The sequence below is a fragment of the Collinsella sp. TF09-1AT genome (assembly GCF_003436895.1).
In the GTDB taxonomy this organism is placed as follows: domain Bacteria; phylum Actinomycetota; class Coriobacteriia; order Coriobacteriales; family Coriobacteriaceae; genus Collinsella.
This window is the reverse complement of record NZ_QSRC01000001.1, coordinates 134,255-155,465: the sequence shown is the minus strand read 5'-3', so window position 1 is coordinate 155,465 and position 21,211 is coordinate 134,255. Positions and strand designations below refer to the sequence as shown.

The 21,211-nt window shown below is 60.0% G+C and carries 17 protein-coding genes; all 17 read right to left on the bottom strand.

Going from position 1 to position 21,211, the window contains the following annotated elements:
* Positions 1-92 precede the first annotated feature (92 nt).
* Positions 93-380, bottom strand: a complete 288-nt coding sequence (gene rplW / locus DXC90_RS00705) for a 50S ribosomal protein L23 (protein ID WP_022094197.1) — start codon at positions 378-380, stop codon at positions 93-95.
* On the bottom strand, positions 381-1,007 hold the full coding sequence (gene rplD, locus DXC90_RS00700) for a 50S ribosomal protein L4 (protein ID WP_006235032.1): 627 nt from the start codon (positions 1,005-1,007) through the stop codon (positions 381-383). It lies immediately after the preceding gene.
* Between the two features lie 46 nt (positions 1,008-1,053).
* Positions 1,054-1,674 carry a 50S ribosomal protein L3 gene (gene rplC / locus DXC90_RS00695; RefSeq protein ID WP_089572481.1) on the bottom strand — a complete coding sequence of 207 codons (621 nt, stop codon included), beginning with the start codon at positions 1,672-1,674 and terminating at the stop codon, positions 1,054-1,056.
* 432 nt (positions 1,675-2,106) lie between these two features.
* A complete protein-coding gene (locus DXC90_RS00690) occupies positions 2,107-2,751 on the bottom strand; it encodes a histidine phosphatase family protein (RefSeq protein WP_158550186.1) in 645 nt (214 codons plus the stop codon).
* Between the two features lie 39 nt (positions 2,752-2,790).
* Complete coding sequence (locus tag DXC90_RS00685; protein ID WP_117734327.1) at positions 2,791-3,945, bottom strand: cation diffusion facilitator family transporter; 1,155 nt, start codon at positions 3,943-3,945, stop codon at positions 2,791-2,793.
* A 139-nt stretch (positions 3,946-4,084) separates the two neighbouring features.
* Positions 4,085-4,393 (bottom strand): 30S ribosomal protein S10, encoded by a 309-nt coding sequence (gene rpsJ, locus DXC90_RS00680; RefSeq protein WP_022094184.1) that lies wholly within the window; start codon positions 4,391-4,393, stop codon positions 4,085-4,087.
* A gap of 60 nt (positions 4,394-4,453) precedes the next feature.
* Complete coding sequence (gene fusA / locus DXC90_RS00675; RefSeq protein ID WP_117734326.1) at positions 4,454-6,553, bottom strand: elongation factor G; 2,100 nt, start codon at positions 6,551-6,553, stop codon at positions 4,454-4,456.
* A 19-nt stretch (positions 6,554-6,572) separates the two neighbouring features.
* Positions 6,573-7,046 carry a 30S ribosomal protein S7 gene (gene rpsG, locus DXC90_RS00670; RefSeq protein WP_006235013.1) on the bottom strand — a complete coding sequence of 158 codons (474 nt, stop codon included), beginning with the start codon at positions 7,044-7,046 and terminating at the stop codon, positions 6,573-6,575.
* 74 nt (positions 7,047-7,120) lie between these two features.
* Complete coding sequence (gene rpsL / locus DXC90_RS00665) at positions 7,121-7,498, bottom strand: 30S ribosomal protein S12 (protein ID WP_006235012.1); 378 nt, start codon at positions 7,496-7,498, stop codon at positions 7,121-7,123.
* Between the two features lie 269 nt (positions 7,499-7,767).
* On the bottom strand, positions 7,768-8,844 hold the full coding sequence (locus DXC90_RS00660) for a DUF4179 domain-containing protein (RefSeq protein WP_117734325.1): 1,077 nt from the start codon (positions 8,842-8,844) through the stop codon (positions 7,768-7,770).
* A complete protein-coding gene (locus DXC90_RS00655; RefSeq protein WP_117734324.1) occupies positions 8,795-9,313 on the bottom strand; it encodes an RNA polymerase sigma factor in 519 nt (172 codons plus the stop codon). The genes DXC90_RS00660 and DXC90_RS00655 overlap by 50 nt, the downstream gene beginning before the upstream one ends.
* 312 nt (positions 9,314-9,625) lie before the next feature.
* The gene (locus DXC90_RS00650; protein WP_199406578.1) at positions 9,626-14,101 is read right to left on the bottom strand and encodes a DNA-directed RNA polymerase subunit beta'; all 4,476 of its coding nucleotides are present in this window, start codon (positions 14,099-14,101) and stop codon (positions 9,626-9,628) included.
* A gap of 6 nt (positions 14,102-14,107) precedes the next feature.
* Positions 14,108-17,536, bottom strand: a complete 3,429-nt coding sequence (locus tag DXC90_RS00645; RefSeq protein ID WP_233502102.1) for a DNA-directed RNA polymerase subunit beta — start codon at positions 17,534-17,536, stop codon at positions 14,108-14,110.
* Positions 17,537-17,906: 370 nt separating this feature from the next.
* Positions 17,907-18,815 carry a UTP--glucose-1-phosphate uridylyltransferase gene (locus DXC90_RS00640; protein WP_117734321.1) on the bottom strand — a complete coding sequence of 303 codons (909 nt, stop codon included), beginning with the start codon at positions 18,813-18,815 and terminating at the stop codon, positions 17,907-17,909.
* A 392-nt stretch (positions 18,816-19,207) separates the two neighbouring features.
* Complete coding sequence (gene tnpA / locus DXC90_RS00635; protein ID WP_117734320.1) at positions 19,208-19,678, bottom strand: IS200/IS605 family transposase; 471 nt, start codon at positions 19,676-19,678, stop codon at positions 19,208-19,210.
* A 219-nt stretch (positions 19,679-19,897) separates the two neighbouring features.
* The gene (gene rplL / locus DXC90_RS00630; RefSeq protein WP_006235005.1) at positions 19,898-20,275 is read right to left on the bottom strand and encodes a 50S ribosomal protein L7/L12; all 378 of its coding nucleotides are present in this window, start codon (positions 20,273-20,275) and stop codon (positions 19,898-19,900) included.
* Between the two features lie 102 nt (positions 20,276-20,377).
* Positions 20,378-20,899 (bottom strand): 50S ribosomal protein L10, encoded by a 522-nt coding sequence (gene rplJ, locus DXC90_RS00625; protein WP_089572500.1) that lies wholly within the window; start codon positions 20,897-20,899, stop codon positions 20,378-20,380.
* Positions 20,900-21,211: the final 312 nt, after the last annotated feature.

Below are 21,211 nucleotides of genomic sequence, written 5' to 3'. Positions count from 1 at the left end.
CGGTTCCGGGCGTGTCCATTTTATACGCCCAAAACCTTGAGCTCTCGCCTCCCCTATTTGGGAGGCATGAGCTCACTCAACAGCAGCGAGTCTTAGGCCTGGTTGCCAAAGACCTCGATGGTGTCGCCCTCGGCCAGCGTGACGATGGCCTTCTTCCAAGAACGGGTCTTGCCGGCGACATAGCGCACGCGCTTGGTCTTGGGCTTGACCGTCAGGGTGTTCACGCGAACGACCTTGACGCCGAAGATCTCCTCGACAGCGTCCTTGATCTGATACTTGTTAGCATCCTTGGCGACCTCGAACGTGTACTTGTTCAGCTCCATGCCGGAGAAGGAACGCTCGGACACGATCGGACGGATGATGATCTCGTGGGCGGTCATTTATGCAAGCACCTCCCCGAAGTGAGCGGCGATGTCGGCGGGCATCAGCACAGCGTTGTTGTTGACGAGATCGTAGGTGTTGGCCTCGTCGGCGGTGATGATGAACGTCTTGGGAATGTTGCGGAACGACAGGTAGGCGTTGACGTCCTCATCGCGAACGATGATGGTCAGACGCTTGCCCTCAAGGCCGAGAGCCTTAAGCATGGCGACGGCAGCCTTGGTGGAAGGCTTCTCGAAGCCGTAGTCGTCGACGAGCACGAGCTCGCCATCGGCCAGCTTGGCGGACAGCGCGGAGCGCATAGCCAGCTTGACCTCCTTGTTGTTCATACGCTTAGCGTAGGAACGGGGCTTGGGGGCGAAGACAACGCCACCGTGACGCCACTGGGCAGCACGGATGGAACCCTGGCGGGCACGGCCGGTGCCCTTCTGACGCCAAGGCTTCTTGCCGCCACCGGAAACCTCAGAGCGACCCTTAGCAGACTGGGTGCCCTGACGCCAAGAGGCCATCTGGCACTTGACGATGTGGTGCATAACGTGGATGTTCGGCTCGATGCCGTACACCTCAGCGGCGAGCTCGGCCTCGGCGACCTTCTTGCCCTCGCTGTTCTTTACTTCAAACTTTGCCATTTAAGTGTTCTCCTTGGTATGACGCTGGGCTAAATGGGCTGGGCCCTTAGGCCATACGGATGGCGACGAGACCATTCTTGGCACCCGGGACAGCGCCCTTGACCAAGATGAGGTTCTGCTCGGCATCGATGCGGACAACGGAAAGGTTCTTGACGGTAACGCGCTCGTTACCCATGTGACCGGCCATCTTGACGCCCTTGAGGACGCGCGCAGGATAGGCGCACTGACCGATAGAACCGGGGTGACGCTGGAAGTGAGAACCATGCGTCATAGGACCGCGGCGCTGACCCCAGCGCTTGATGCGACCCTGGAAGCCCTTACCCTTGGAGGTACCGATGACGTCGACCTTCTCGACATCAGCGAAATCAGCGACGGTGACGACCTCGCCGACCTTGTGCTCCTCGCCGTTCTCGACGCGGACCTCACGAAGGAAGCGGACAGGCTCGACGCCAGCCTTGGCGAAGTGACCAGCCATGGGCTTGTTCACGTTCTTGGCCTTGATGTCGCCGAAACCGATCTGGACGGCGTCATAGCCGTCGGTTGCCTGAGTTTTAACCTGCGAGACAGCGCAGGGGCCAGCCTGGATGACCGTGACGGGAACGACGTTGTCGTTCTCGTCCCAAACCTGGGTCATGCCAATCTTGCGGCCGAGAATCATGCTGATCAAGATATGATCCCAACTCTCGCGTGGTCTTGGGACAATGCGTACACCACCGAGCGTACGCCCCTAGAGGACCACTACTTACACGACGTGCTCCCCAGCCTTGTATTGTGCCCGAACTACCTGACAACCCTATTAAGCAGGCATTTTGTCCAGCCAGAATACTCCCCTGGTTTCACACAGCTGTTTAGTATACACGGCTGCGGGCGTATCCATCGAGATTCATATTTCACTCACATTGTTTACGCAGGTAAAGTGCGTGGAATCGCCTGGGCTTTGGCGGAGGGGCGGCGAAATATATTAGGTTTGCTGCTCTACAGTCCTGCGCAAGACGGAAAGCACATTAAGTGCTTTCCTTTGCGTGCGGAACTCGCGACAAACTTAATATATTTCGCCGCCCCTCCGCCAAAGCTCGAGAGACGACACGTTGATGTCTGCTTAACTCTGCTCGCTCAGCAAATTACTTTGTTGAGGGTCCACTATTTGCTGGAGGGTGAACTTGCATTGCATTGGCTCGCCTTCTGCTTGTTGCTTCGCCTCATCGAAATCGAAGATCATGATGGCACAGTTGGGGAGTTTTGTTGGGAGCTCGAAGCCCTCTGGGGCTGCAGCCTTGATGAATTGGCGGCTGGCGCTGCCGTGACTTACTGCTAGGAGAGTTTCAACGTCTTCGGCGCTCATGAGGTAAGCGAGGGTACTTACCATGCGCTCCTGCAGGGCATGGCTTCCTTCTCCGCCAAATGGGACCAAATCCTCGCCGGGGTCCCAGACGTCGGTGGGCAGGGCTTCGTGAGGGCCTTCTTCGAAGGTACCGTAGCTGCGCTCGATGATGCCTTCGCAGGGTTCGACGGCTGCGTCCGGGCCGAGGAGCTCGGTTGCGACGAGACTTGCCGTGTCCATAGCTCGGCCTAAGGGCGATGAGACCACTTTGTTGGGGACGACGTCGTGGCCCTTGAGCCATGCGGCCGCCATTCCCGCTTGTTTGCGGCCTAGGTCGGTCAACGGTGAATCGCAGCGGCCCTGGACCAGCTTTTTGACGTTGAATTCCGTCTGGCCATGGCGGAGCAGATACAGCCTCTTCATGTTCTCCCCTTCTGCATACATTACTTTGCCGACACAGCCCTACTCGTGGGCATGGCCTACGTAGTCTTCGTCAATCGTAATCTTGGCAATCGACTTAGGATATTCGGATTCGACCCTCTGGGCCAGCGTGTGCTTTACGTCTTCGGCACTCATCTGCAGATCCGAGGGACGCACGCAGTCAAAGATCACGTTGGTGTGCGTAGGGCCCGGCACGCAGCGCAAGTCGTGAATCGAAAGGCGGCTATCGATCTGTTGAGCCATAGCGTTAATGCACAAACGCATGCTCGCCACCTTGGGGTCGTCGGTCACGATGGGGTCGTAATGGAGCGTGACGATCATGCCGTCTTCGTCCTTAAACGACTGTTCGATGTTATCGAGCGTGTCGTGGCTCTCTAGTGGACTGACCTCAGCTGCCATCTCGGCGTGGGCGCTCGCAAACTTCCTGCCCGGACCGTAATCGTGAACCATCAGGTCATGCACGCCCAAAACACCGGGATAACTCATGATCTTGCCACGGATATGCTTGACCAGTTTGGGGTCTGGTGCCTGGCCCAAAAGCGGGCTCACCGTATCTTGGATAAGCTCAAAGCCGCTCCAGCCAATATAGGCGCCAACGGCAAGGCCGACCCAGGCATCAAGATTGACATGCGTCACCTGAGAAACAATCGCACATGCCAGCACAGCACCCGTGGCAAGAACATCGTTCTTGGAATCCTGAGCCGTCGCATGCAGCGTCTCGGACTCAATACGGTCGCCGAGCTTTTGGTTGAGGGCCGCCATCCACAGCTTAACGACCATCGAAAGCAGCAGGACCGCAACCAGGGCAAGCGAGAACTCAACAGGCTCGGGATGGATGATGCGTTCAACCGAGGATTTGATTAGCTCAAGGCCGATGAGCAGCACGAGCGCCGCCACGACCAAGCCCGAGAGATACTCGTAGCGTCCATGTCCGTAAGGATGCTCAGGGTCCGCCGGCTTACTCGCCAGTTTAAAGCCAAGCACGCTCACGATGTTTGAGCTGGCGTCGGACAGGTTGTTCATAGCGTCCGCCACAATCGAAACCGAACCCGAAATCACACCGATGGCACCCTTCGCAGCACAAAGTGCCACATTGGCGATAATGCACACCACGCCCGTCAACGTGCCCACGCGCGCACGGTCACCTTGTGCTCGTTTAACAATCCACTCGACCATCTTTACCTGCCCCCAACAGCGTTACTCATACACCCGTTTGTCGAATAGCTCAGTAGTGTAGACCCTTTACAGCATCGATACAAAAAGGCCGCAACCCAAAGGGCTGCGGCCTTATCAATCGTGCGATCGAGCAAAAAGCTTAGAGCTTGATGTCGATATCGACACCAGCGGGAAGGTCGAGACGCATGAGCGAATCAACGGTGCCCGAGGTGGGGTCGAGGATGTCGATGAGGCGCTTGTGGGTGCGCATCTCGAACTGCTCACGGGAGTCCTTGTTCACGTGCGGCGAGCGGATGACCGTGTACAGGTTGCGCTCGGTGGGCAGGGGGACAGGACCGGAAACGCGAGCACCGGTCTTCTGAGCGGTCTCGACGATGAGCTTCGCGGACTGATCGACGACCTCGTGATCATAGCCCTTGAGGCGAATGCGGATCTTCTGGGTAGCCAACTTAAACCTCCAAAGAGTGCGAGAGATGTTCTCGCGGATTACGTAACAGGGAGCTCGAACTTAGGCGTTCTTGCTCATGACCTCGTCCACGATGGACTTGGGCGCGGGCTCATAAGAGTCGAACTGCATCGTGTAGGATGCACGGCCCTGGGTCTGGGAGCGAAGGTCGGTAGCGTAACCGAACATCTCGCCCAGCGGCACCTTGGCACGGATGAGCTTGCTGTTCTTGCGATCTTCCATGCCCTCGATCTTGCCGCGGCGACCGGAGAGGTTGCCCATAACGTCGCCCATGTACTGCTCGGGGGTCTCGACCTCGACAGCCATGATCGGCTCGAGCAGCTGCGGGTCAGACTTCTTGAGAGCGTCCTTGATAGCCATGGAACCGGCGATCTTGAAGGCGGCCTCGGAGGAGTCGACCTCGTGGTAAGAACCGTCGAACAGGGTGACCTTAACGTCAAGGACCGGGAAGCCGGCAATAACACCGGTGTTCAGGGCCTCCTGGATGCCCTTGTCGATGGACGGGATGTACTCCTTGGGCACGACACCGCCGACGATAGCGTTGACGAACTCGTAGCCGAAGCCCTCCTCCATCTTCTCGAGCTTGATGACGGCATGGCCGTACTGACCGCGACCACCGGACTGACGGACGAACTTGCCCTCAGCCTTCTCGACGTCGTGACCAGCGGTCTCGCGGTAGGCAACCTGGGGCTTACCAACGTTAGCGTCAACCTTGAACTCGCGGAGCAGACGGTCGACGATGATCTCGAGGTGCAGCTCGCCCATGCCGGCGATGATGGTCTGACCGGTCTCGTGGTTGGTGGACACCGTAAAGGTCGGGTCCTCCTCGGCGAGCTTGGTCAGAGCCAGAGACATCTTGTCCTGCTCGGCCTTGGACTTGGGCTCAATGGCAACGTCGATAACGGGCTTGGCGAACTCGATCTTCTCGAGGACGATCTCCTTGCCCTCGGCGCACAGGGTGTCACCGGTGGTGGAGTTCTTGAAGCCGACGCAAGCGACGATGTCGCCGGCGGCAGCGTCATCACGGTCGATACGCTCGGCAGCGTTCATCTCGAGGATGCGGCCGAGGCGCTCGCGCTGACCGTTAGAAGCGTTGATGACGTAGGAGCCGGACTCAGCACGACCGGAGTAAACGCGGACGTAGGTGAGCTTACCGACGAACGGGTCGGTCATGATCTTGAAGACCAGGCCGGAGAAGGGCTCGTCGAAGGAAGGATGACGCTCGACCTCCTCGCCGGTGTCCGGATCGGTACCGGTGATGGCCTCGACGTCGAGCGGGCTGGGCAGGTAGTCGACAACAGCGTCGAGCAGCTCCTGAACACCCTTGTTCTTGTAGGCGGAGCCCACGAAGACGAGGTTGAGCTCGTTGGCCAGGACGCCCTTGCGCAGAGCAGCCTTGAGCTCCTCGACGGTGAAGTCCTCCTCCATGAGAATCTTCTCCATGAGCTCGTCATCAAAGCTGGCAGCAGCGTCGAGGAGCTCCTCGCGCTTGGTGGCAACGATGTCAGCGAACTCAGCCGGGATCTCGTCCATCGGCTCGGGGTAGGTCATGCCCTTCTCGTCGGCCTTGAAGTCCCAAGCAGTCATGGTGACCAGGTCGATGACGCCCCAGAAGTTGTCCTCGGCGCCCATCGGGACCTGAGCGGCCACGGCGTTAGCGTCGAGACGATCCTTCATGGTCTCGATAGCGTTGAAGAAGTCAGCGCCCACGCGGTCATACTTGTTGATGAAGGCGATGCGGGGGACGTTGAAGGTAGAAGCCTGACGCCAAACGGTCTCAGACTGGGGCTGGACGCCGGCAACGGCGTCGAAGACGGCGACAGCGCCATCGAGGACGCGCAGGCAGCGCTCGACCTCGGCGGTGAAGTCAACGTGGCCCGGGGTGTCGATGATCTGGATGCGGTAGTCCTTACCGTCCTTGTTCCAGAAGCAGGTGGTAGCAGCGGAGGTAATGGTTACGCCGCGCTCCTGCTCCTGAACCATCCAGTCCATGGTGGCAGCGCCCTCATGGACCTCACCGATCTTGTGGGTCTTACCGGTGTAGTAAAGAATACGCTCGGTCGTGGTGGTCTTACCGGCATCGATGTGGGCCATAATGCCGATGTTACGGGTATCGGAAAGCTTGTACTTAGGCTTAGCCATGTTAGTTCCTTACCTTAACTTACCAACGATAGTGAGAGAACGCGCGGTTGGCCTCGGCCATCTTGAAGACGTCCTCACGCTTCTTGACGGAAGCGCCCAGGCCGTTGGAAGCGTCGAGGATCTCGTTGGCGAGACGCTCGGCCATGGTCTTCTCCTTGCGAGCGCGGGAGAAGTTGACGATCCAGCGGATACCCAGAGCGGTGGAACGACGGGAGTTGACCTCCATCGGGACCTGATAGGTAGCGCCACCGACACGCTTGGGCTTAACCTCGAGCGTGGGCTTGACGTTGTCCATAGCCTTCTTGAAGGTAGCGAGAGCGTCGCCGCCCTCGGACTTCTCGGCAACGATCTCGAAAGCGGTGTAAACGATGCGCTCAGCGGTGGCCTTCTTGCCGTCAAGAAGGACCTTGTTGATGAGCTGAGTCACCAGGCGGTTGTTGTAAACGGCGTCAGGCTGAACCTCACGACGATTAGCTGCTGCACGACGCGGCATGTGAAATCTCCTTAAGTGTCTACCGTGCGGCGCTCAAGACGGCACACGGCGAAAGTATCAAAACGTTATCTGGCTTATTTGGCCTTGGGGCGCTTAGCACCGTACTTGGAACGGGCCTGCATACGGTTCTGGACCGGAGCAGCGTCGTAGGCGCCACGGATGACGTGATAACGGACACCAGGGAGGTCACGGACACGACCGCCACGGACGAGCACGATGGAGTGCTCCTGCAGGTTGTGGCCCTCACCCGGGATGTAAGCGGTAACTTCGATGCCGTTGACGAGGCGAACACGGGCAACCTTACGAAGAGCCGAGTTCGGCTTCTTGGGGCTCGTGGTGAAGACGCGGGTGCACACGCCACGCTTCTGGGAGTTGTGCTGCAGAGCAGCGTTCTTGGACTTCTTGGGCACGGAACGGCGGCCCTGGCGAACCAGCTGGTTAATAGTAGGCAAAGCGTACTCCTTCTCGAATGATTCCAGCTTTCTGTAAAGTGCAACGGCTTGAATCGAGGGGTCAGCATCCCCCTACGAAACACGCAGTTCGATAGGATACGTGGCGTTAGCTGTGCCGTCAACAGACCACGCTGCCGGGCGTATCCCAAAATAGCTATATTTCCGCAAAGCCTCCATAAAAGGAATCCCCGCCTGTGCGCAAGTGCCCATTCCAGCCGTCCATGTAACGCAAAATAGGCCGCTTCCCCTCTTGGGAAGCGGCCCAGACCTTACGAATAAACGATGGTAAAGGGTACTTCTGTTTCGGTCTCTCCTGTTGATGTGTACCTCGTGCCCTCAAGGGTTACTGAGACCACTTGGTCGACATCAATCAACTTCGTTGGCACCCAAATGTTCTCTCCGCTATTGCGTGCCATCGAAACATAGAAGTTGTACGCCCCTGCGTCGTCATCTTCGATAGTCTGCTCCGATCCATCCTTGTAGCTGACGGTCAGTTTATGATCAACTGCTTCATAGCCCAGATCATCGATGTGCGTCTGGATGGAAAACGGGCTGATCTCGAGAGGCGAGTCGTCGGAGCGGAGCTCCTTTGTATCGACGTGCGCTCCGACGTTAAACTCTGGCGTCGATGCCTCGATCACCTTCGCATCCTCACCTTTGCCCTCTGTCCAACTGATATTCCAGGTGATCGCATGTCGTAAATCTCGATCGCGATTCCAAGATGCAAAGTACATCGTGCCGTTAATGACCGTGTCGCTTGATGTGTCTTTATCAATGGTGCAGCGTGTATCAGCCCATTCCTCGCCGAAGTTCATGCTGGGTGTACTGACGCCCCCTTCTTCTTCACCATAGAGAACAAGTTCGCCAAGCTCTGCCGCCGGCTTGTAGTAGTTAACGCCATTCGGATTGGACAATGTAAACGTCACAGCACCGCAACCGTTCTCGTCGATTGCCATCTCATGAATGTCGAGCGTATAGCCGTTGCCCTCGACGGACAGATTGACCTTCTGGGCTGCACCCTCCAGGCTTTGGGGCGCGATACCATCACCAAACTCTCTGGTGTAGGTATATTTCGTCCCCGACGAGCCGCCATTTGTCCAGGTAACGGACTCTCCGTTGCCATGGTTTCCCCAGGCAGAGGCAAAATAACTGGAATTGACAACAGCGTAGGCGACCCCTCCGGTCGCCAGCACTCCGGCAAGACATCCGATTACGGCAACATACAGAGGCTTCGCGTGACCCTTTCGGCGAAGCGGCTCGCCAGCAGCGGCATAAAGAACACGGTTAGCAAGATCGCTATCGGCTTGGACGGACTCGAAGGCCTGCTTGATTTGGTTGGATTTCACGGTCGCCCTCCTCTAGGATGAACTTGAGTTTCGATCTGCCGCGAGCTAAACGCGTTCGAACTGTCGCGGCTGGTACGTGCAGCAACTCGGCAATCTCTGAAGTCGAGAAGCCCAGATAGTAATAGAGCACGATGGGGATACGGAATCGTTCCGGAAGCCGCATGACATCTGACAGGACGGCCTTGGTCTCATCCTGCGCTGTCGAAAGCGACTCGGCCAGGTTCTCAATATCCTCCACACGCCTCCATGGCTTTCGAAAGAGCGATTTGCATTCATTGATCGTGACCCGGATAAGCCATCGACGAAGATGTTCCCAGCTCTCAAATTGCACATCGCTTTTGAGCAGCTTAAGAAAGACGTCTTGTGCAACATCGTCGGCATCGGCGCGATCGCGCAGGTACGTCAATGCGATCCGAAACACGACATCCCGGTGGTCTTCGACCGCCTGTCTAAATGCTTGTTCTTCCATAATCACCTCCCGGTGACGTTAATGGTTCTCGATGAGGCCCTCACCTTAGATACGCTCTTGTCGGACGAAATGTTTCAAATTCAAGCATGAAAAAACCGACCAAAATAAAACCTGTCCCTTTTTGGCAAGGGATCAACGGAACGCAACAGGTTGAGCATACGCAAGCGAGCGGCCCCCAGAGCGTACAAGGTGGCATGAAAAAGGCAGGGCATTGACCTTTTGGTCATGCCCTGCCTTTTGAATGACAGATTGTAGCTCTGGGGGCCGCGCAGCGACGGAGGTTGCCGCCGTTCGTTAGAACGGCGGAACTAGTTACTCCTCGTCGTTGTCCTTGGCCTCTTCGGCGTCGTCGGTGTCTACGAGCTGGTTGAGCAGCTCGTCGAGGGAAGCCATGTCCTCGTTGATGACACCGTTGGCGGGAGCCTTCTTGTCGTCGATCGGAGCGCCCAGGAGCTCCTCCTCATCGTCGGCGTGATGCGTCGGAGCGGAGGTGCCCAGCAGGATGTCGTCCGGACCGTCGGGGCTAAAGACCATCTGCAGCAGCTGCGAGAGGTCTTCCTCGTCGGCGACGTCGTCGTTGTTCTCGAGGATGTAGAGCAGGTCGTGGGCCTCCAGACCGTCACGGAGCTCCTCGATCGCCTTGGCACCGATACCATCGATGCGCAGCAGATCCTCCTCGGACTTGCCGACCAGGTCGCCGACCGTCTCGATGCCGACCTCGCTGAACTTGTTGGTCCAGCGCTGCGACACGCCCAGGTCGTCGAACAGGTACAGGCGAGCCTTCTCGGCGGAGATGGTGTGGCCGTTGCGGGTGAACGAACCGTCAGCACCACCGAACTCATCGTAGCCGGCCCAGTCGAGCTGCTGCGGGAGCTGCTCGTCCAGGTCCTTGAGCTCCACAGGAGCCCACTCGGGCAGCGACTTGGCGTTGGGCGAAGCCGGGCCGTCGATGTCCACGTAGCCGTCGGCCGTGCGATACGTCAGCTTGGCGTTGGCGTACGGCTTGAGGCCGGTACCAGCCGGGATCTTCTTACCGACGATGACGTTGGACTTAAGGTCGAGCAGGTGGTCGACCTTGCCCTCGATGGCAGCCTCGGTAAGGACGCCAGCGGTACGGATGAACGAAGCGCTCGACAGCCAGGAGTCGATGTTGGACGCGACCTTGAGCGTACCCAGGATGACGGGCTCGGCCACGGGAGCCTGACCGCCCAGGCGGGCAACGCGCTCAACCTCGTCGGCGAACTCATAGCGGTCGACGTACTGACCAAGCAGGTACTTGGAGTCGCCGGGGTTGGTAATCTGAACGCGACGCAGCATCTGACGTGCGAGCACCTCAATGTGCTTGTCGTTCAGGTCGACGCCCTGGCTGGTGTAGACGTCCTTGACGCTCTCGACGAAGGTGTGCATCGTCGACTCGATGTCGGTCAGCTTGCGCAGGTTGCGGAAGTTGACGAAGCCCTTGGTGATCTGGTCGCCGGCGCGAACCTCGCAGCCGTCCTCGATCTCGGGCATGAAGCGCACCGAAGCGGGGACGCGACGCTCGTCGAGAACACGGGTGTGATCCTCGGAGTCGGTGAGCGTCAGCACGTACTCGGACTTCTCGGGCTTAATCGAGAGGTGACCGGAGTACGGAGCCAGCTCGGCCTCGCGACCCAGAATCTTCTCGTTGACGTTGCCGACGATATCGAACATACGGCTGACCGTAGGCAGACCCTGCGTAATATCGTCGACGCCAGCGACGCCGCCGGAGTGAATGGTACGCATCGTAAGCTGCGTACCGGGCTCGCCGATGGACTGGGCGGCAATAATGCCGACGGCAGTACCGATGGCGACCGGACGACGGGTGGAAAGATCCCAACCGTAGCACTTCTGGCACACGCCGTACTTGGAGCGGCAGGTGAGCAGCGCGCGGAGCTTGACCTTCTTGAGGCCCGCATCGACCATCTTCTGGATGTCGGCAACCTTCTCGATGTAGCCGTCCTGCTCAAAGAGCACGGTGCCATCGGGAGCCACGACGTCCTGGATGAAGCAACGGCCGACGAGGTCGGTGTTGAGGTCGGTGGTGCCGGGGATGATGAGGTTGTAGGTGACACCCTCGTGCGTACCGCAGTCCTCCTCGCGGACGATGACGTCCTGGGCCACGTCGACCAGACGACGGGTCAGGTAACCAGAGTCCGAGGTGTGGGATGCGGTATCGACCAGGCCCTTACGGGCGCCGTAGGTCGAAATGAAGTACTCGAGTGGCAGCAGGCCCTCGCGGAAGTTCGCCTTAATGGGAAGGTCGATCGTCTCGCCGGACATGTCTGCCATCAGGCCACGCATGCCGCCGAGCTGACGCAGCTGGGTCTTAGAACCACGGGCGCCGGAGTCGGCCATCATGTACAGTGGGTTCTCCTCGTCGAACATGTCGAGCATGAGCGCTGCAACCTTATCGGTACAAGCGGTCCACTCGTTAACGACTTCGATGTGGCGCTCCGTCTCGTTGATGAAGCCCTCCTCGAAGTACTCGTTGATCTGGTCGACGTTGGCCTGGGCGCGGTCGAGCAGCTCCTGCTTCTCGGCAGGGATGAGAGCGTCCCACACCGAGATGGTGAGGCCGGCGCGGGTAGCGTAGTGGAAGCCGGAGTACTTGATGGCGTCGAGGATCGGACCGACCTTGGCCTCGGGGTAGCGATCGCAGCAGTCTGCAACCAGCTTGGCCACGTCGCCCTTGACCATCTTGTAGTTCATGAACTCGTAGTCTTCGGGCAGGCACTGGCGGTTGAAGATGATGCGGCCGATAGAGGTCTCGAAGCGCGCGGTCTTGTTGCCGGTGACGTCGAAGTCGACGAACTCGTTCTTGCCGTTCTTGACGCGGAAGATACGGGTGCCGTCCTCGTTGATGACGTTGGCGTTCTCGGCGGACACGCGGACCTGAATCTTGGCCTGCATGTCGACCTCGGAGCGGCAGTCATAGGCGTGCAGCGCGTCGTCGAAGCTCGAGAACACGTGGTTCTCGCCCGGCAGGCCGTCGCGAACCTGGGTGAGGTAGTACACACCGATGATCATGTCCTGCGAGGGAATGTTGACCGGCTTGCCGGATGCCGGCGAGCGCAGGTTGTTCGCAGAGAGCATGAGCACGCGAGCCTCGGCCTGAGCCTGGCTGGACAGCGGCACGTGGACAGACATCTGGTCGCCGTCAAAGTCGGCGTTGAAGGGCGAGCAGACCAGCGGGTGCAGGTGGATAGCCTTGCCCTCGACCAGCACCGGCTCAAAGGCCTGGATGGACAGACGGTGCAGAGTCGGTGCACGGTTGAGCAGCACGACGCGGCCGTCGATGACCTCTTCGAGGATGTCCCACACAAAGGTGGCACCGCGGTCGATAGCGCGCTTGGCGCCCTTGATGTTCTCGACCTTGCCGAGCTCGACCAGGCGCTTCATGACGAAGGGCTTGAAGAGCTCCAGCGCCATGGTCTTAGGCAGACCGCACTGGTGCAGCAGCAGCTTGGGGTCGGTAACGATAACCGAACGGCCGGAGTAGTCGACACGCTTACCCAGCAGGTTCTGACGGAAACGACCCTGCTTGCCCTTGAGGGCCTCGGCGAGCGACTTGAGCGGGCGACCGCCACGGCCAGAGACCGGGCGACCACGACGGCCGTTGTCGAACAGGGCGTCCACGGACTCCTGGAGCATGCGCTTCTCGTTGTTCACGATGATCGCGGGGGCGTCCAGGTCGAGCAGGCGCTTGAGTCGGTTGTTACGGTTGATCACGCGACGATACAGGTCGTTGAGGTCGGACGCAGCGAAGCGGCCGCCGTCGAGCTGGACCATCGGGCGCAGATCGGGCGGAATGACCGGGATGACGTCCAGGATCATGTTCGCGGGGCTGTTGCCGCCCTTCAGGAAGGCGTCAACGACCTCGAGGCGCTTAACGGCCTTCTCGCGCTTCTGCTTCTGGGAATCCTCGTCGGCGATGATGGCCTTGAGCTTCTCGGCCTCGGAAGGAAGGTCGATGGCAGCGAGAAGGTCGCGGACGGCCTCGGCACCCATGCCACCCTTGAAGTACATGGAGTAGTAGCGGGTCATCTCGCGGAACAGCGGCTCATCGGAGATGAGGTCGCGCTCGGTGAGCTTCATGAAGGCGTTGAAGGCGTCCGTGCGGAGCTGCTTCTCGTCCTTGCACTCTTCCTCGATGTCGACGATGCCAGAGGCGATCTCCTCGGGGGTCAGCGGTTCCTCGTCGGAGAACTCGTCAAAGTTCTCGGGGTCGCCCTGCTCCTTGAGGGACTCGATCTGGCGGGCGCACTCGGCATCGATCTCTTCCAGATCGGCAGCGAGCTCCTCGCGCAGGTCGTCGGCGTCGGCCTCGCGAGCCTCGTAGTCAACCTCGGTGATGATGTAGCTGGCAAAGTACAGAACCTTCTCGAGGTCCTTGGACTTGATGTCGAGCATACGGCTCATCGGGAAGCTCGTGGGGCTCTTGAAGTACCAGATGTGGGACACCGGAGCGGCGAGCTCGATGTGGCCCATGCGGTCGCGACGCACCTTGGCCGAGGTGACCTCGACGCCGCAGCGCTCGCAGACGATGCCCTTAAAGCGGATGCCCTTGTACTTGCCGCAGGAGCACTCCCAGTCCTTGGCGGGACCGAAGATCTTCTCGCAGAACAGGCCGTCCTTCTCGGGCTTGAGGGTACGGTAATTGATGGTCTCCGGCTTCTTGACCTCACCGTGCGACCAGGAACGGATCTGGTCGGCGGAGGCAAGGGAGATCTTTACCGAGTCAAAATCAGTAGCTTCGAAATCTGCCACAGTCAACTACTCCTTATCAGTGGTCGTGGCGGCGACGGCCTCGGGTGCCTCGGCGGTCTCGGCATCCTGGGCCTCGACGTCGACGTCAATGCCAGCGAGCGCAGCCAGGTCGTCGAGAGCAGAGGCCTCCTCGGCGGTCACAGGGGCGGAGGCGTCCTCGTCGGCATCGTGCATGGGCTCGATGTCCAGCGCGAGGGAACGAATCTCCTTAACGAGAACCTTGAAGGACTCGGGGATACCCGGGACAGGAACGTTCTCGCCCTTGACGATGGACTCGTAGGTCTTGACGCGGCCCACGGTATCGTCGGATTTGACGGTCAGGATCTCCTGCAGGACGTTGGAAGCACCGTAAGCGTACAGTGCCCAAACTTCCATCTCGCCGAAGCGCTGGCCGCCGAACTGAGCCTTGCCGCCCAGAGGCTGCTGGGTAACCAGGCTGTAAGGGCCAGTCGAACGAGCGTGGATCTTGTCGTCGACCATGTGGCCGAGCTTGAGGATGTAGGACGTACCAACGGTAATGGGCTCGCGGAACTCCTCGCCGGTGCGGCCGTCGAACAGGCGGGTCTTGCCGCGCTCGTCAAGCTGGGTGACGAACTCGGGGCGCATGTGATCGCCAAAGGCAGCGGTGGCCTTGTTGAGCATGTTCTTGTTGGCACGACGGATGACCTCGGCGATCTCGTCCTCCTTGGCGCCGTCGAAGACGGGCGTCGCGGTGAAGAACGGGCCGGGGACATACTTGTCGGAGTCGGCCTGCTCGGTATCCCAACCGCAGGCAGCAGCCCAGCCAAGGTGGCACTCGAGCAGCTGGCCGACGTTCATACGCGAAGGAACGCCCAGCGGGTTGAGGATAACGTCGATCGGGGTACCGTCAGTCATGTAGGGCATGTCCTCGACCGGCAGAACGTTACAGATAACACCCTTGTTGCCGTGGCGGCCGGCGATCTTATCGCCCTGCTGGATCTTACGACGCTGGGCGACGTAGACGCGCACCTGCTCGTTGACGCCGGGAGCCAGGTCGTCGCCGTTCTCGCGGCTAAAGCGGACGACGTCGATGACGCGGCCGTAAGCGCCGTGAGGCATCTTGAGGGAGGTGTCGCGGACGTCGTGGGCCTTGGCACCGAAGATGGCGCGCAGCAGGCGCTCCTCGGCGGTCAGAGCGCTCTCGCCCTTAGGCGTGACCTTGCCGACCAGGATGTCGCCAGGGCCGACCTCGGCGCCGATGCGGATGATGCCGTCCTCATCGAGGTTGGCAAGCATGTCCTCGGAGAGGTTCGGGATCTCGCGGGTGATCTCCTCGGGGCCGAGCTTGGTGTCGCGGGCGTCGATCTCGTGACGGGTGATGTTGATGGTCGTCAGCAGGTCCTCGGCCACCAGGCGCTCGGACACGACGATACCGTCCTCGTAGTTAAAGCCTTCCCACGGCATGTAGGCCACGGTGAGGTTCTGACCCAGTGCGAGCTCGCCATGATCGGTCGAAGGACCGTCAGCCAGGGGCTCGCCCTGCTCAACGGTGTCACCGACGCGCACGAGCGGACGGTGGTTGATGCAGGTGGACTGGTTGGAGCGCTGGTACTTGGCCAGGTGATACTCGTCCATGCCGCCGGCATGCTTGACGATGATCTTGGCGGCGTCGGCAAAGATGACCTCGCCGGCGTTCTTGGCCAGGGTGACCTCGCCGGAGTCCAGGGCGGCGCGACGCTCCATGCCGGTACCGACATAGGGAGCGGCAGGGTGAACCAGCGGCACGGCCTGACGCTGCATGTTAGCGCCCATCAGCGTACGCTTGGCGTCGTCGTGCTCCAGGAACGGAATCAGCGTGGCTGCGACGGAGAGCATCTGACGCGGCGAGACGTCCATGTAGTCGACGTCCTCGACAGGCACGTCGGCGGGAGCACCGAAGGAGCCGTCGAAGTCGCGGGTACGGGCGATCACGGTGTGCGGACGAACGATCTTGCCCTCGGCATCGGTTGTGATGAACTCGTTGGTCTTGGGATCGAGCGGCGTGTTGGCCGGCGCGATGACGTGCTTCTCTTCCTCGTCAGCGGTCATCCAGTCAATCTGATCGGTGGCAACGCCGTTCTCGACGCGACGGAACGGAGCCTCTATGAAGCCGTACTCGTTGACGCGGGCGTAGAGGGCAAGCGAGCCGATCAGGCCGATGTTGGGGCCTTCGGGGGTCTCGATCGGGCACATGCGGCTGTAGTGCGAGTTGTGAACGTCGCGGACGGCCGTCGGCACGTTGGTGCGGCGGCTGGAGCCCGACTTGTGGCCGGCAAGACCGCCAGGGCCGAGTGCGGACAGACGGCGCTTGTGGGTCAGACCGGTCAGGGGGTTTGCCTGGTCCATGAACTGCGAGAGCTGCGAGGAACCGAAGAACTCTTTGATGGAGGCCACGATCGGGCGGATGTTGATGAGCGACTGCGGGGTGATCTCGTCGATGTCCTGGGAGCTCATGCGCTCACGGACGACGCGCTCCATACGGCTCATGCCAATACGGAACTGGTTGGCGACAAGCTCGCCGACGGTGCGGATGCGGCGGTTTCCAAAGTGGTCGATGTCGTCGACCTTGAAGCCCTGCTCGCCGGCAGCGAGGGACAGCAGGTAGCGCAGCGTCGCGACGATATCCTCGTCGGTGAGCACCGTGACCTCTTCCTCGGTGGTGAGGTTGAGCTTCTTGTTGACCTTGTAACGACCGACGCGGGCCAGATCGTAGCGCTGCGGGTTGAAGAGCAGGCCCTCGAGCAGGCTGCGGGAAGCGTCCACGGTGGGAGGCTCGCCCGGGCGCAGGCGACGGTAGATCTCGATGAGGGCGTCCTCGCGAGTGAGGGCGGTATCGCGCTCCAGGGTGCGCTTGATCACATCGGAGTTGCCGAGCAGCTCGATGATGTCGTCGTTGGTGACGGCGATGCCAAGGGCGCGCAGGAACATCGTGGCGCTCTGCTTGCGCTTACGGTCGATGGAGACCATGAGCTGATCGCGCTTGTCGACCTCAAACTCAAGCCAGGCACCGCGGGACGGAATGATCTGGGCCTTGTAGATCTGCTTGCCCGAATCCATCTCGGAGCTGTAGTACACGCCCGGGGAGCGGACGAGCTGCGAGACGACGATACGCTCGGTACCGTTGATGATAAAGGTGCCCTGATCGGTCATCATGGGGAAGTCGCCCATAAAGACGAGCTGCTCCTTGATCTCGCCGGTCTCCTTGTTGGTGAGACGGACGTCGGTCAGAAGCGGAGCCTGATAGGTCATATCCTTCTCGCGGCACTCCTCGACAGTGTGCGCGGGGTCGCCGAACTGATGCTCGCCGAAGGTAACCTCGAGAACATGGTTCTGGCTCTGGATGGGGCTGGATTCCTTGAACGCCTCACGAAGGCCCTCGTCCTTAAAACGCTCAAAGGATTCCCTTTGAACAGAGATAAGGTTGGGAAGCTCCATGGCCTCCGGGATTTTCCCGAAGCTGACGCGCTTGCGCTCAGTGGCAGTGTATGCGTAGGTCACCAGGTTTTTCCTCCTTCACGGAAATGCTCGGTGGGTTGGCGAGGCATAGCTTCGCCAGTTATCGCAACCTAATAGTCTATCAGGTACCGACCGTTGGGCAAGAAAAGCCTTGACGCGATTGAGTTTTTGGAGTAGCAAAGTTTTTCAACAGAAAACGAGCAGGTAGATGGTGTTGTATCGAACATGCGTTCATATATTTTCTGTGAACGCGCACTCCCCCGCAGGACAACGACGGCCTCCCGCAACGGCTTACATGGCCCGCGAACAAAAAACGGGTGCGAACCGAAGTCCGCACCCGTGGCACGTGCTAGTTGCGCTTAAGACCGCCGCGCTCGTCGATGGCGTCCCAGAAGGCATCGGCAAAGCGGGGGTCGCTTGCTGCCATGAGGGCGTTGGTGGCCATCCAGCCAGAGGGAGTGCCGGTGTCGTAGCCCGACAGCGGGTCGATGACGACGGCATACATTGCCTCGCGGTCGAGCGAACGGGCCATGGCGTCGGTCAGCTGGATCTCGCCACCCTTACCGGCCTGCTGGTCGGCAAGCAGGTCCATGACCAGCGGGCTCAGCAGGTAGCGGCCGACGATGTACAGGTTGGACGGAGCCGCCTCGGGGGCGGGCTTCTCGACCAGACCGCCGATACGCCAGACAGCGCCCGGCTCAGCATCGGCAACGTCCTCGGCACCCTCGAGCGAACCGACGCGCTCACCGGCGATCACGCCGTAGCGGCTGACCTCCTCGGGCGAGCAAGCAGCGACGGCGATAACCGAAGCGCCACCGTGCTCCTTGGAGACGGCGAGCATCTTGTCGCAGATGTCGCGGTTGGGCACAACGTAGTCGCCCAGAAGAACCAGGAAGTTCTCCCCTGCCACGGCGTCGGCAGCAGAGCGAATGGCGTGACCGAGGCCCTTGGGCTCGTACTGATAACGGAAATCGACCGGCATACCGCCAGCGTGGGCTACGGCATCGGCATAGGCGTTCTTGCCGCGCTCGCGCAGCAGGTTCTCGAGCGAGCGATCGGGCTGGAAGTAGCTCAGCAGCTCGGGCTTACCGGGAGAGGTAACGATGATGGCATCGTCGACCTCCTCGGGCTCGAGCGCCTCCTCGACGACGTACTGAATGACGGGCTTGTCGAGCACCGGCAGCATCTCTTTGGGCGTGCACTTAGTGCCAGGCAGAAAACGCGTGCCAAGACCGGCGGCGGGGATGATTGCCTTCATGTTATTCAAAGATCCTTTCGCAGGCGCAAAAGCGCCCCATGCGTGCGGCACACAGCCGCAGACCAAATTGCGATACCCAAGCATCTTACCGCTGGAACTATATGTCGCTACAAGGCAGAGACAATTCTTCAGCAGGTCAACGCAAATTATTGCTCGAATGGTGCAATTTTAATGTCCAACGGCAGGGCACCCGCTACGACGCAAATCACAGAACATGGCAGTTTGAGCAACCGATGCCGAGGGACCGAAAAAACATCAAAACCACCCCTAAAAGGGGTGGTTTGCTCTTAGGGTATAACCCTTGGATTTCCGGCACGCGTCTAAAGGCGCCGGCCCTCACGGGGTTCGGGCCGCACTGCAGGTTGACCCGTGACGGGCCGGTCAAACCGGCGCTATTTGCGCCCCGGCCCCCTATCGAAGGGGTCCTCGTACTCCTTGACGCTCAGCCGGTCGAGCGCGATGTCGGCCTTCTCCTGCTCCCGGATGTACTTCGCGATCGTGGCCTCGTTCAGGCCGACGGTGGACACGTAGTAGCCCTCGGCCCAGAACTTCCTGTTGCCGAACTTGTACTTCATGTTCGCGTGCCTGTCGAATACCATCAGCGAGCTCTTCCCCTTCAGGTAGCCCATCACGCTCGACACGCTGTACTTCGGCGGTATCGCCAGCAGCATGTGGACGTGGTCGGGCATCAGGTGCCCCTCGATGATCTCTATCCCCTTGTACTGGCAGAGCTTCCTGAAGATCTCCCCAAGGTCGGACCTTATTTGGTTGTAGATGACTTTGCGCCTATACTTCGGCGTGAACACGACGTGGTACTTGCACATCCACTTCGTGTGCGACAGGCTGTAGGCCTTCTGGGCCATACGCCACCACCGCCCTCTCGACTCGGATTCCCTGCGGCCTGAACAATCGCAAGTGTCCGGCGAGGGGGCGGCTTTGTAAAGCCGGTTGTCCCCACCCGCATAGCGGGTGGTTTCTGATGCGGCGCGCTGCGCGCCCCGCACAGGCTAAAGCCTTTAACAAAAAAGACGGGGTTCGCAATGCGAACCCCGTCTGCAAAGAAATCTGGCGAGAAAGCCTGATTACTTGAGGGTGACAGCAGCGCCAGCAGCCTCGAGCTTCTCCTTGGCAGCCTCGGCGTCCTCCTTCTTGGCACCCTCGAGAACAGCCTTGGGAGCGCCCTCGACGACCTCCTTGGCCTCCTTCAGGCCAAGGTTGGTGAGCTCACGGACGGCCTTGATGACCTGGATCTTGTTGTCGCCGAAGCCCTCGAGCACGACGTCAAACTCGGTCTTCTCCTCGGCCTCAGCAGCGCCAGCAGCGGGAGCGGCGACAACGGCAGCAGGAGCAGCGGCGGAAACGCCGAAGGTGTCCTCGATAGCCTTGACGAGCTCGGAAGCCTCGAGAAGGGTCATTTCCTTAAGAGCATCGATGATCTCATCGGTGGTAAGCTTAGCCATTTCTAAGTCCTTTCGGTTTCCGTGTCTGTGCACGGAGATCAGTTAAAACACAGCGCGAATGCGCCAGGGGTGCGGCGTTGCCGCCGCGGGTGAAAACAGCGACTAGGCTGCCTTCTGCTCGGAAACCTGCTGGATCGAACGAGCGAGACCAGAGGAAACGCCGTTGACGCAGACAGCGATGTCGCGAGCGAAACCGGAGATGAGACCGGCGATCTGGCCGAGAAGCTGATCCTTGGTGGGCAGCTCGGCGATAGCCTTAACATCATCAGCGGAAACGGCCTTGCCGTCGGAGATACCGCCCTTGATCTCAAGGACGCCCTTGGACTTAGCAGAGAAGTCCTTGAGGGCCTTAGCGGCCTCGACCGGCTCGGTCTCGTAGAACACATAAGCAACGGGGCCGGCGAGGATCTCGTCGAGCTCGGGCTGCTCCTGGTTCTTGAGAGCGATCTTGACCAGGTTGTTCTTGTAGACCTTCATCTCGGCGCCGCACTCGCGAAGCTGATGACGCAGCTCCTGAGCCTGCTTAACCGTCAGACCGTTGTAGTTGACGACGAACAGACCGGCGTTCTCGGCGATACGGGACTCGATCTCTGCAACCTTGTCGATTTTGTACTGCTGGGGCATGAATTACACCTCCTCGAATTCTTTCCGGGCACGGTCCGCCACAAGGACGTGACGGGGGCATGTCCAAAAAGAAAGCCCCCGCGCTGCATGAGCGACGGGGGCGAGAAGACATATCTACTCGACCACCTCGGCTGGCGGGATGTCCCATTAAGCTTGCGGGCGAAGCCCGTTTGCACCGGCTGTCTCTGGCAGCGGATTCGTGCGTGAACCGAAAGTATTATGGCGGGGACCCCGGCGTCGGTCAACGGGCGCGAGGATTCGTACACAAACCCTGCATACGCTCCGGCCGGGAGGGGCAGGGCGAGTTTTCCG

Coding starts and splice junctions, on each gene's coding strand:
- DXC90_RS00685 (WP_117734327.1), bottom strand. CDS start 3,945: ATGGTCGAGTGGATTGTTAAACGAGCACAAGGTGACCGTGCGCGCGTG.
- rpsG (WP_006235013.1), bottom strand. CDS start 7,046: ATGCCGCGTCGTGCAGCAGCTAATCGTCGTGAGGTTCAGCCTGACGCC.
- rplW (WP_022094197.1), bottom strand. CDS start 380: ATGACCGCCCACGAGATCATCATCCGTCCGATCGTGTCCGAGCGTTCC.
- DXC90_RS00640 (WP_117734321.1), bottom strand. CDS start 18,815: ATGAAGGCAATCATCCCCGCCGCCGGTCTTGGCACGCGTTTTCTGCCT.
- rplJ (WP_089572500.1), bottom strand. CDS start 20,899: ATGCCCCAGCAGTACAAAATCGACAAGGTTGCAGAGATCGAGTCCCGT.
- rplD (WP_006235032.1), bottom strand. CDS start 1,007: ATGGCAAAGTTTGAAGTAAAGAACAGCGAGGGCAAGAAGGTCGCCGAG.
- DXC90_RS00645 (WP_233502102.1), bottom strand. CDS start 17,536: ATGGAGCTTCCCAACCTTATCTCTGTTCAAAGGGAATCCTTTGAGCGT.
- tnpA (WP_117734320.1), bottom strand. CDS start 19,678: ATGGCCCAGAAGGCCTACAGCCTGTCGCACACGAAGTGGATGTGCAAG.
- fusA (WP_117734326.1), bottom strand. CDS start 6,553: ATGGCTAAGCCTAAGTACAAGCTTTCCGATACCCGTAACATCGGCATT.
- DXC90_RS00690 (WP_158550186.1), bottom strand. CDS start 2,751: ATGAAGAGGCTGTATCTGCTCCGCCATGGCCAGACGGAATTCAACGTC.
- rplL (WP_006235005.1), bottom strand. CDS start 20,275: ATGGCTAAGCTTACCACCGATGAGATCATCGATGCTCTTAAGGAAATG.
- DXC90_RS00655 (WP_117734324.1), bottom strand. CDS start 9,313: ATGGAAGAACAAGCATTTAGACAGGCGGTCGAAGACCACCGGGATGTC.